Annotated in this window: 10 protein-coding genes; 6 read left to right on the top strand and 4 right to left on the bottom strand. The window is 47.8% G+C overall.

Translation table 11 applies throughout. The features are described from left to right. Window positions 1-40 precede the first annotated feature (40 nt). From QT987_RS28685 to plsX, 4 genes are all read right to left on the bottom strand, one after another. Entirely contained in the window at window positions 41-502 is a 462-nt protein-coding gene (locus QT987_RS28685; RefSeq protein ID WP_333246812.1) for a hypothetical protein, read from the bottom strand. Window positions 503-874: 372 nt separating this feature from the next. After that, window positions 875-1,756, bottom strand: coding sequence for an ACP S-malonyltransferase (fabD, locus tag QT987_RS28690; RefSeq protein ID WP_333177985.1), 882 nt, complete (start codon window positions 1,754-1,756; stop codon window positions 875-877). Between the two features lie 497 nt (window positions 1,757-2,253). After that, window positions 2,254-3,255 (bottom strand): beta-ketoacyl-ACP synthase III, encoded by a 1,002-nt coding sequence (locus QT987_RS28695; RefSeq protein ID WP_333246815.1) that lies wholly within the window; start codon window positions 3,253-3,255, stop codon window positions 2,254-2,256. A gap of 164 nt (window positions 3,256-3,419) precedes the next feature. Continuing rightward, the gene (gene plsX, locus QT987_RS28700; protein WP_333246817.1) at window positions 3,420-4,469 is read right to left on the bottom strand and encodes a phosphate acyltransferase PlsX; all 1,050 of its coding nucleotides are present in this window, start codon (window positions 4,467-4,469) and stop codon (window positions 3,420-3,422) included. Between the two features lie 713 nt (window positions 4,470-5,182). On the opposite strand from plsX, the gene QT987_RS28705 reads away from it, so the two are divergent. The 6 genes from QT987_RS28705 (at window position 5,183) to QT987_RS28730 (ending at window position 10,286) form a co-directional block, all read left to right on the top strand. Continuing rightward, window positions 5,183-6,517: a D-alanyl-D-alanine carboxypeptidase gene (locus QT987_RS28705; RefSeq protein WP_333246819.1), complete on the top strand. Its 1,335-nt coding sequence runs from the start codon at window positions 5,183-5,185 to the stop codon at window positions 6,515-6,517. Between the two features lie 81 nt (window positions 6,518-6,598). Continuing rightward, window positions 6,599-6,883: a 30S ribosomal protein S16 gene (gene rpsP, locus QT987_RS28710; RefSeq protein ID WP_006633724.1), complete on the top strand. Its 285-nt coding sequence runs from the start codon at window positions 6,599-6,601 to the stop codon at window positions 6,881-6,883. Continuing rightward, entirely contained in the window at window positions 6,855-7,358 is a 504-nt protein-coding gene (locus QT987_RS28715) for a KH domain-containing protein (RefSeq protein WP_333057401.1), read from the top strand. The genes rpsP and QT987_RS28715 overlap by 29 nt, the downstream gene beginning before the upstream one ends. Before the next feature lie 374 nt (window positions 7,359-7,732). Further along, on the top strand, window positions 7,733-8,686 hold the full coding sequence (locus QT987_RS28720) for a PhoH family protein (RefSeq protein WP_333246821.1): 954 nt from the start codon (window positions 7,733-7,735) through the stop codon (window positions 8,684-8,686). Between the two features lie 164 nt (window positions 8,687-8,850). After that, entirely contained in the window at window positions 8,851-9,255 is a 405-nt protein-coding gene (locus QT987_RS28725) for a ChuX/HutX family heme-like substrate-binding protein (RefSeq protein WP_333057403.1), read from the top strand. A gap of 254 nt (window positions 9,256-9,509) precedes the next feature. Further along, window positions 9,510-10,286, top strand: a complete 777-nt coding sequence (locus QT987_RS28730) for a DUF6816 family protein (protein WP_333246823.1) — start codon at window positions 9,510-9,512, stop codon at window positions 10,284-10,286. The last annotated feature ends 252 nt before the right edge of the window (window positions 10,287-10,538 follow it).

Here is a 10,538-nt window from a genome sequence, read left to right on the forward strand (position 1 = left end):
ATTTAACAATTATTTACAAATTGTAGAAATTAAAGCCGTCCTAGAAGGACGGGGCTTTAGACCCACTTTTGCGGTAAGCTTCCAGCTTCATCCGTTCTCGATTTAGCTTGTCTTTGGAAGCGTTGACGTATTGTTCGGCTTGTTTTACTTGGGATTCTAATTGCGGCAGAATTTGTTCTGTCTGAATTACCTTCGCCATTGCCAAGCGGGCTGCTTCTTCGTTGCCGTTGCGCTGGGCTGTGATGGCTTGGCGCTCTACGGTTTGCATTTCCCTAACTTTTTCTTCATATTTCGTTTTGGCGCGCTGGTAGGCTGCAACTTGGGTGGAGACTGCTGCTGCTAGCTTTTGCACGGATTCTTGCATCGATCGCAGCGACTCTTCGGCTACCGCCACCGCCACCGGGCCGCCGGATTCTACGGGCAGTCCCCACATCCAATTCCAGGCACCAACTATGGTTCTGCCTGCCTTGTCGCCCATCAACCAGTAAAGGACTTTTTTCATAATAAGTACCAGATAAGGAATGAGAATTAAATAACTTCCACTCTTGAAAGTGGGATGGGCGTCCCGCCCGTTCTTTTTGGACGGGCGGGACGCCCATCCCACAATAACAATTAAAATTGTAAGTTATTTAATTCGCGCTCCTAAGCTTGGTTTTTATGCCTAGTGTATATCAGGATTTGTCGATCGCCCCGTCAGGTCGATCGATTTCTAGATTTTTGATTAATATTTTCTAACTGTCTGGATCGTCTATCCCCAATTTGCACAACAGCCAATATTCGGAGTTGCCTGTTGTGCGATTCATTTTTGGGCAATCTTAGAGCCTGTTAACTCTGAATTTTACAGCCTGCGATTTGATCACAGGTTAAAAATAGATTAAGCTGGTAAATCTGCAAAACTGCTAACATTTACCAGCGCTAAATCGGGACAAGTCCGTTTGATCAAACCTGTGAGAACTTTGCCGGGGCCAATTTCCACTACTCGATCGATTCCTTGTTGGGGCAATTGCATGGAAATTTCTCGCCAGCGCACGCCTTTGGTCATCTGCTGAGTCAACCGTTGCTTTAAAGTGGCTGCGCTGGTAGTGGCTGACGGTTCTGCGTTCGAGAGCACTAGCATTTTAGCATCGGAAAACCTGGCAGACTTTAAGGCTAGTTGAAATTCGGCTGCCACCCCGGCCATCAGGGGAGAGTGAAATGCACCGGAAACATTCAATTTAACGGCGCGTTTGACTTTGATTTTGGCAAGCAAATCTTCTACTGCTGCGGGCGTTCCAGAAATCACGACTTGTGCTTCGCTGTTGTCGTTTGCCAGCACTACGTCTCGGCTGTATTGAATTTGCAGTTCTAGTTCCTGCCTGTCGAACCCGATCAAAGCCACCATTTGACCGCCGGAGGCAGTGTCCATGAGTTCGGCGCGGCGTTTGACTAAGCGCAATCCGGTTTCAAAGTCAAAGACGCCTGCTGCGTAGAGGGCAACGTATTCTCCTAAACTGTGACCGGCAACTACCGCTGGTCGATCGCTTTTTTCTCGCACTAAGTCGGCCAAAATACTTTCTACTACGAACAAGCAAGGCTGAGTGTAGAGCGTCCGAGATAGTTTTGCTTCTTCTTTTTGGCAAACTTCCGGGACAGACCAGCCTAAAATTTCTTTAGCGAGCTCAAATTTGGCTTTGGCTGTTGGCAAGTTTAATAAGTCTGCACCCATCCCGATCGCCTGGGAACCTTGTCCGGGAAATACCCATGCTGTTTTAGTCATTTTTCCGGTAATCTGCTAATTGGTGGTTGCTAATTGGTGATTGCAAAAATTCTTTCTTTCCCGCTTCTAACTTCGCTCGCTGGTATCCGCTATCTTTCGGTTAACGAACTATCTACTCGCGACTCACAACTATAACATATAATTGCGATTTTAACCAGGTTTATATTTTTTTTGCTACTTTAATTTAATTAATAGCCGTAACAAAATTTTTAACCTTCAAGCCGGGGAAAGTCGATCGAAGAATAGAGGATTTTCAATCTCAGGGCGGGCTTGTCAAGAACTCCTGTCCCGAGGGAGTACGGCTGCGCCCCTTGCCCTATGTATGGCTTGTTAAAGGATTTGTATTATGCAACGGTCGCACTCCCCACAATCATTAGCCAAAGTTTAAAGCCGCCAAACATTATACCAGTTCCCAAAAAGAATGAAACTGCTTTACCAGCTCCAAACCCATAGTTCCTCAGTAATTCCCAATCTAAAATCTAAAATCGAAAATGGTATTACCTTCCCCATTTAAAAATCGCAGCCCCCCAAGTCAAACCTGCACCGAAACCAGCAGCAGCAATAGTATCGCCCGCTTTAACTTTACCCAGACGCACGGCTTCGTCTAAGGCAAGGGGAATTGAAGCCGCGGAGGTATTGCCGTAATTTGCCAAATTGCTGATTACTTTTTCGGGGGGAATCTTTAGCCTTTGGGCAACTGCATCGAGAATCCGCTGATTGGCTTGGTGCAACAACAGCCAGTCAATTTCCGCAGCGCTGACATTTGCCCGAAACATAGCTTTTTCTATGACTTCCGGCACTTTTCTCACGGCAAAGCGATAGATTTCTTGACCATTCATTGTGATGGGTTCAAATCCGCCAACTCCGACGCTAACGCCCTCAATTAATTCTTTTGACTCGGCTTTGTAAGCCAAATTGAGTGACGAATTTTGTGTGCCGTCGCTGCGAATTTCAAATCCCAAAAAGCGATCGACTTCCGAAGCTTGCAATACCACCGCACCTGCACCGTCTCCAAATAGAATGCAAGTACCCCGATCCGACCAATTCACCCAGCGAGACAAAATATCTGCTCCGATCAGCAAAACATTTTGATAAACCCCTGTCCGAATGAACTGCGAGGCTGTAACTAAACCAAAAACAAAGCCGGAACAAGCTGCTGTCAAATCAAAAGCCACAGCTTTTGTCGCGCCCAATTGATATTGAATTTTACTGGCAGTGCCAAACAAATCGTCAGGACTGGAAGTCGCCAAAATAATTAAATCGATATCTGTCGGCAAAATTTCTGCCATGGCGATCGCCTTTTGAGATGCCTCTGTGGCTAAATCGCACAAAGAAGTGCGATCGTCCGCCAGCCTGCGGGAGCGAATACCCGTCCGCGCGCCAATCCACTCGTCATTCGTTTCTACTATCTGACTCAAACCGTTATTATCCAGCGAAACCTGCGGTGTACAAGAACCGCTACCCGTGACGGCAATGCCGAACCCTGATTGCTGCAACATTCCTCTCCATTTACTCGCTGTTCGATAGAGAAATTAAAAATTAAAAACTACCAATTAAAATTATTTTTTAAACTGCTGAAATTACTTTTTTTTAAGCAAAACAGTTGGTTTAAGCTGACATTTTTAATTTTACATTTTTAATTTTTAATTCCTACTTACTGCCTCTAGTTCACAGCTTCTTGTTCCAGAGCGCTTTGGTTATTGGACGATCGAATTCGCTCCAGCACTTGGTTGTCAACAGCCTCCTTCGCCAAACGAATGGCATTGAAAATTGAAGCAGCTTGAGACGAACCGTGGCTGATAATGCAAACTCCAGCAACGCCCAACAGCAAACCGCCGCCGTGTTCAACGTGGTCTACCCGCTGCTTGAATCCTTGCAAGCTTTTTTGCAGCATAGGGTCGTTAATTTGATGTTGGAGTCCTTTGACCAACTCTTCCTTAAGCACTTGGACTACGACTTCGCCCACCGCTTCGGCAAACTTCAACAACACGTTGCCGACAAACCCGTCGCAGACAATCACGTCGAACTTCCCAGACAGCACGTCGCGGCCTTCGGCATTGCCCACAAAAGGAATGTTCGGGTTGTCCACCAATAACTGGTGAGTTCGCACGGCTGCGTCGTTGCCTTTAGAAGGTTCTTCGCCAATGTTGAGCAGGCCGATTTTAGGTTCGGCGACACCCAGCACACACTGGCTGTAAATAGTTCCCATAAGAGCGAACTGCTCCAAAAATTTGGGGCGGCAGTCCACATTAGCGCCAACATCGAGAATGAGTACAGAGCTGCCCGGTATCATTGTCGGCAAAACCGCACCGATCGCAGGGCGATCGATTCCGGGGAGCCGACCCAACCTGAGCAGGGCAGCAGCCATTGCCGCGCCGGAGTGACCGGCGGACACCACAGCATCAGCTTGCTGCTGCTTTACCAAGTTCATCGCTACGTTAATCGAAGCGTTGGGCTTGCGTTTGAGGGCACTCAAAGGTTCTTCGTGCATTTCCACCGTTCCTTCAGAAGGAACGATTTCTAGCTGACCTGTACAGACGCGGCCGATCGCGTCTTGTTGCCGGAGCGAGTCTTCTATTTGCTGTGGGTCGCCCACAAGCAAAATCTCTACGCCTAATTCTTCTTGTGCCTTAAGCGCTCCAGCTACAACTTCGGCGGGGGCATGATCCCCACCCATAGCGTCTATTGCAATTCTTGCGCGTGTCGATCCCATTGACCAATGTTTGAGAAACACTAAAAATTCTACCAGGAATTGAACCTCCCCACGTCTAAAGCCGGGGGATTCTTGCCCACCAATCAAGGCGACAACGGGACATTCAAGTATCCCTCTACTCACTCAAACAGCTTAAAGCTGAGATTGCGTATACTTTCTGAGGCCTTCGTATGTTTAAGTTTGAACGCTCCATACCCTGCCATTATTTGCCCTTTAACTATTCCAAATCTAGTTGGATCTGTCCGTTGCTGGGATTGCTCCATACTAGGGTACTTCAATGCGCTCTTATGTTATTCCTACTCACTTTTCGCTTGTGCTGATTATACACGGCGGTTGAAACCGCTACCGACTTATCCCCATGTCGGTAGTCCGGGGCTTGCGTCTCGTCTTTCGGTCAGGATCTTGAATCCACAAGTCTGAATAAAGAACTAAAATCCGCTCGCTAGGGCGATCGGACAATTCTTATTTCCGACTACTCTGATAGAACTTGTTTTGTCACTACTTTACTATTTTTGACGGCATCTTGAAAAAATCAATGAAATTGTTTACATGACCGCAAGCACTTTAGTCCGGAAACCCCGGATTCATCCGTGGAGCGAAAAAAAAGCTCCCCATCCTCATCACTTGCCCCCGGATTTATCAGTGGGAGCGCTTTCTTCAATTCTTTAATCTCAAATCTAAAATCTAATATCGATTGACTTTAGGAGTAAAAAATGCTGGATTTATTTAGCTCAGGGATGATGTCTCTGTGGCTGGACATGGCTGGAGTAGGCAGTGCCGCGCCTAATGCTGCGTCAGTGCTGGCTTGGCGGGGAGGGATACCCGGGTTAGTGGTGGCCGAAGATTTGGCTTTTGGGCGAATAAATGCGGCAAATCCCGACTTGCCAGCAGAAGCGACAGTGCGGGAATATTTAAAAGAGTTGAAAGACAAGAACTTGATTGAGGGCAATCAGGGAATTTGGGTGCAAGCGGGAATGATGCCGCTGGTAAGTCAGCAGGGCAAGACGCTGATGCCTGGGGCTTCGCTGACTAAGATTGCGACTTCTCTAGCGTCGCTGGAAACTTGGGGCGCGGATTATCAGTTTGAAACGCGGTTCCGGGGAACGGGGCCGATTAGGAATGGTGTATTGCAGGGGGATTTGGTGGTCAGCGGCGGGGGCGATCCGCTGTTTGTGTGGGAGGAGGCGATCGCCGTGGGCAATGCTCTCAATCAAATGGGTATCAATCGTGTGGCGGGGAATTTGGTGGTGACAGGCAATTTCCGCATGAATTATCAGTCCGATCCTTTGGTGGCGGGGGAGATACTGCGGCAAGCTCTTGAGGGTAGTAATTGGCCTGCGGACGTGGTGGCAATGTATTCTAAGATGGCTCCGGGAACTAGAAAGCCGCAAGTAACGGTTGCCGGCAGCGTCATTGCTGAGAAATTTGTGACTTCGGGGCGTTTGCTGCTGAAGCGCCGATCGCTCCCTTTAGCCGAAATTCTCAAGCAGATGAACGTCCACAGCGACAATGAAATGGCTCAGATGCTGACCGACGATTTGGGCGGGGCAAAAATAGTGCAGCAGCAAGCGACTTGGGCCGCGGGGGTGCCGGAGGAGGAACTTCAATTAGTTAATGGTTCGGGATTGGGAGTGGAAAATCAGATGTCTCCGAGGGCGGCTTGTGGGATGATGCAGGCGATCGCGCGCAACCTTCAGACGACTGGGCTGACAGTTGCTGACTTGTTTCCGGTGTCCGGGCGCGATAAAGGAACTTTGGAATACCGACACATTCCGCGATCGGCTGTGGTGAAAACTGGTACTTTGGACACGGTGATTGCTTTGGCGGGAGCCATACCCACGCGCGATCGGGGTTTAGTTTGGTTTGCAATTATTAATCGCGGCACCGATTGGGACTCTTTGAGAGAGCAGCAAGATATATTTTTGCAAAAATTGGTGCAGCAGTGGGGAACTGCATCGATTTTGCCAGTAGCAATTACACCGCACATTGACGGCGCCAGACCTGCCTTGGGGGCAGCAAATCGTAGCGATATTTTGGTCGGAGGTTAAGAAATAGGGGTTGAGTTGGGGTTCGGGGAAGGAGCACTGACAAAATAGCTTAGAATTGGAACAAGACTATTGTGCAAGAAGATGATCAAACTGCGATTGAAGAGATACGGGAAAAAACGCGAGACCAGCTACCGAATTGTAGCGATGAACAGTTCTACTCGCCGCGACGGCCGTCCCCTAGAAGAGCTCGGCTATTACAACCCCAGAAATAACGAAACCAGGCTGGATGTTCCAGCGATTGTCAAGCGCCTGCAAGAAGGCGCTCAGCCAACTGACACCGTGCGTGACATCCTGAGAAAAGCCCATGTATTTGAACAAGTCGGAGCCGGAGCTAACGTTGAATCCAGCACAGCAACAGTCAGCTAGTCCCAACTATGCTGGACTGGTTAAGTTTTTAATTGGGCCTTTTTTAGAGACCCCCGGCTCTTTGCGGGTTGATTGCGAACTGCACCCGCGCCAATCGCGGGTCTGGGTTAGGCTGGCTTTTGAAGATCCCGACAAAGGCCGGGTTTACGGTAGGGGCGGACGCAATATTCAGGCGATTAGAACTACGCTCGAAGCGGTGGCGCAGACGGCTGGTCAGTCCCTCTACTTAGATATATACGATGGCGAAGCGGGCGATCGTGGATCTGGCCCGCCCAGGGGCGATCGGGATCGCCCGGATCGCGACCGCCCGGATCGGGATCGCCCAGATCGTGGCTCGCGCGAGCCGCGAGGCGACTTCCGACCCCGGACGCCGCCTCCGTCGCCGAGTCCCTTGGCTAGCAGAACTCCGAGAGAACAACCTCGCCGTACTAACACACCTACGTTTAGAACGAGCCGAAATACTCCCGGTTATTAACTAACTGCAGAGCCCAGAAAGAATTTTAGATTTTAGATTGCCTGTTGTAGGCTTGGTATTACAAGCCCCGTTTGGTTTGAAATTGCCGGTTTTGCGATCGGAAACAAATGTAAAATTTTAAATTTCAAATGTCAGCGGCATCAGGTTCATCTAAAATCTAAAATTTCACATCTAAAATCTAAAATTGCCTGACTTAATAGAAGGGAGATTTGATTTGTGCCTCAAGCACCAAACTCATTTGGGAGCTAAATCTAAAAGACGCCTTAGATACTAGGTAAAATCTAGTAACGGGCGTCTTTTTGTTCGCAAATAGTGACTGGTTGAACGTTTAGTTGTTAACTTTTAATTGCTTATTTGGAGGAGATTATGTTGGCATGAATGAAAAACTAACAATAGAGTTACCGAGCACTCAAAGTGCAATGTCCCTGGCCGGTAATCAAGAAGAAAACCTGAAAATGATCTCTAAGCAAACCGGTGCTACCCTGGTAATGCGAGGGCAAGAACTGCTGATTTCGGGCACAAAAACTCAAGTAGAATTGTGTCATAAATTAGTGCGCTCGCTCTCCGACTATTGGAAATCCGGCAAAAATATTACCGGAGTTGAAATCCAGACGGCGCGCCAAGCTTTGGATACCAACCGCCAAGGCGATTTACAAGACTTGCAGCGAGATGTTCTCGCCAGAACCCGCCGCGGCGAAGAAATTAGAGCCAAAACCTTCAAGCAGCGGCAATACGTCCAAGCAGTACGCACGCACGACCTGACATTTTGCATTGGCCCCGCTGGTACTGGCAAAACATTTCTAGCAGCTATTTTCGCCGTGCAAGCGCTGTTGAGCAAGCAGTACGAACGGCTGATTTTAACCAGGCCAGCCGTGGAAGCTGGCGAAAAATTAGGGTTTTTGCCCGGAGATTTGCAGCAAAAAGTCGATCCATATTTGCGCCCGCTTTACGACGCCCTGCAAGAAATGATCGACCCTGAAAAAATGGCCGATTTAATGGAAAGAGGCTTGATCGAAGTAGCTCCTTTAGCTTATATGCGGGGGCGCACTCTCAGCAATGCTTTCGTAATTTTGGACGAAGCTCAAAATACGACGCCGGCTCAGATGAAAATGGTGTTGACTCGTCTGGGCTTTCGATCGAGAATGGTAGTAACGGGGGATATCACTCAAACAGATTTGCCGCCAAACCAACAGTCGGGATTGTCCGTTGCCCAAAACATTCTACGCAACGTTGAGGGCATTGCTTTCTGCGAATTCTCTCAGGCGGATGTGGTGCGACATCCTCTAGTGCAGCGGATTGTCGCTGCTTACGAACTGCACGAAACATAGTCAGTAGTCATTAGTCAGTAGTCAGTAGTCAGTAGTCAGTAGTCATTGGTTGTTAGTTATTGTTGTTTTTAATTACCAATAATCAATGCCCAATGCCCAATGCCCAATGCCCAATGCCCAATGCCCAATTCCAAATACCAAATTCCCAATTCCCCAATTAAATTATGCCTAATCTGAAAGAATTCTTGGAAGCTTGCGAACAATTGGGAACGCTGCGTTTAATCGTGACTAGCAGCGCGGCTGTGCTGGAAGTGCGCGGTTCAATTCACAAGCTGTTTTATGCGGAGTTGCCGAAGGGAAAGTATGCCAATATGCACGCCGAAATATTTGAGTTTCACCTAAATATGGACAAAATAAAACAGGTGAAATTTGAAACTGGCGAGGCGAAAAGAGGCAATTTCACTACTTATGCAATCCGTTTTCTGGACGAACAAAATGAGGCTGCTTTGAGCGCGTTTTTGCAGTGGGGAAAGCCGGGGGAATACGAACCCGGACAGGTGGAAAACTGGCACGAATTGAAGGAAAAATACGGGGAGGTTTGGGAACCTGCACCTGTTGAGGCGCTTTAAAAAATCGGCTTTTCCACCTTTGAATTGCATATTGGGGGCGGGTAGGATGCCCAACCCCTACTCCCCACAAGCAGAACTTTTATTTTTGTGCAACAGGCATCTTGCGTGTTTATGAAAATGGTATAAAATATGATGTTTAAGTCGTTTGTTGTCTAATTTTTGAATTAATGAACCGCAGAGGGCGCAGAGAACGCAGAGAAGAGATAAAGAAGAGAAAGAGAGACAGAAAATTAGTTGTTTGAATGTAATTGGGTATGAAGGTAATTTGGGGTTTTTGTCTGGTTTTGCTGGTGTTGCTGTGGGGTGGCGGTGCGAGGGCGGGGGTTTTGGGCGATCGCATATCAAGTTTTCCGAATTGGGAAAGCAAGCCTCCTATCGCTGTAGCTAAGGGAGATTTGGTATATCCCGACTGGATGGCGGGGAATTGGAATGTTGCTAGCACTTTGGTAGATTTAGCCGCTCCTTTAGCGCCAAATATTGTCACGCCTGGGTTTGAAAGCAACCGCCAGTATTTGCAGCAGCCGATATTATTTAAAGTGCGATTTCAACCTGAAAAAAATCTTGGGTTAATTTCTAATTATACACTTAAAAAGGCTCAAAAGATTGTAGCCGATCGCACTTTTAACGGTTTGAATATTGCTAAGGCTTATTTAGGCGATCGTGGCGTAGTTTCGGTGAAAGTCGATCCGACGAATCCCAACCGCCAAATTACTGTTTTGAAAGGGGAACGCCAACTAATTTCGATTGTTACCAGTCGGGGAACTGAGACGCCGAATCCTCGCGAGTTTGTGTCTACAGAGATTTCTCAGCAGATTTTTCGGGGAGAGTCTGATATTTATTTAAACGAGGTGGAAACAACAACGGCTTATCGAGTTGTTGGAGGCGGGAAAAATGGCGATTCTGCGAGTAAAAGAATTGAGGCGGATCAGGTGACAGCGATTTATTTGTCGCCGCAAGACCCGGATTATTTTGCGGCTGGGGGGCATCCTGTGGCTTTGTATCGATATCGGTTGGAGTTGGTGCGGGCATAATTAAGCTGTCATCTCGATCGACCTAGCAACTTCAACTTCAACCAATCGATTATCGACTCTCAAGGTCGTGCGATCAATACTTGGGCTGATGTGATTAACCGCACTAACTTGGGTATGTAAGTGATGCACGAGCGCAATGCTCACAACTTCCCGCTTGATTTGGCTGCTGGTGAAACCAGGGTAAACGCATCTAAATTAATTTGACAAACACCTAAATTTGTGCATTACTAAATAACTAAAAAAAACTTTTAA

It is taken from the genome of Microcoleus sp. SVA1B4 (assembly GCF_036700545.1).
In the GTDB taxonomy this organism is placed as follows: domain Bacteria; phylum Cyanobacteriota; class Cyanobacteriia; order Cyanobacteriales; family Microcoleaceae; genus Microcoleus.

Bases quoted from the DNA above. Each gene is read 5' to 3' on its own strand.
- QT987_RS28685 (WP_333246812.1), bottom strand. From the start codon at position 502: ATGAAAAAAGTCCTTTACTGGTTGATGGGCGACAAGGCAGGCAGAACC.
- fabD (WP_333177985.1), bottom strand. From the start codon at position 1,756: ATGACTAAAACAGCATGGGTATTTCCCGGACAAGGTTCCCAGGCGATC.
- QT987_RS28695 (WP_333246815.1), bottom strand. From the start codon at position 3,255: ATGTTGCAGCAATCAGGGTTCGGCATTGCCGTCACGGGTAGCGGTTCT.
- plsX (WP_333246817.1), bottom strand. From the start codon at position 4,469: ATGGGATCGACACGCGCAAGAATTGCAATAGACGCTATGGGTGGGGAT.
- QT987_RS28705 (WP_333246819.1), top strand. From the start codon at position 5,183: ATGCTGGATTTATTTAGCTCAGGGATGATGTCTCTGTGGCTGGACATG.
- rpsP (WP_006633724.1), top strand. From the start codon at position 6,599: ATGATCAAACTGCGATTGAAGAGATACGGGAAAAAACGCGAGACCAGC.
- QT987_RS28720 (WP_333246821.1), top strand. From the start codon at position 7,733: ATGAATGAAAAACTAACAATAGAGTTACCGAGCACTCAAAGTGCAATG.
- QT987_RS28725 (WP_333057403.1), top strand. From the start codon at position 8,851: ATGCCTAATCTGAAAGAATTCTTGGAAGCTTGCGAACAATTGGGAACG.
- QT987_RS28730 (WP_333246823.1), top strand. From the start codon at position 9,510: ATGAAGGTAATTTGGGGTTTTTGTCTGGTTTTGCTGGTGTTGCTGTGG.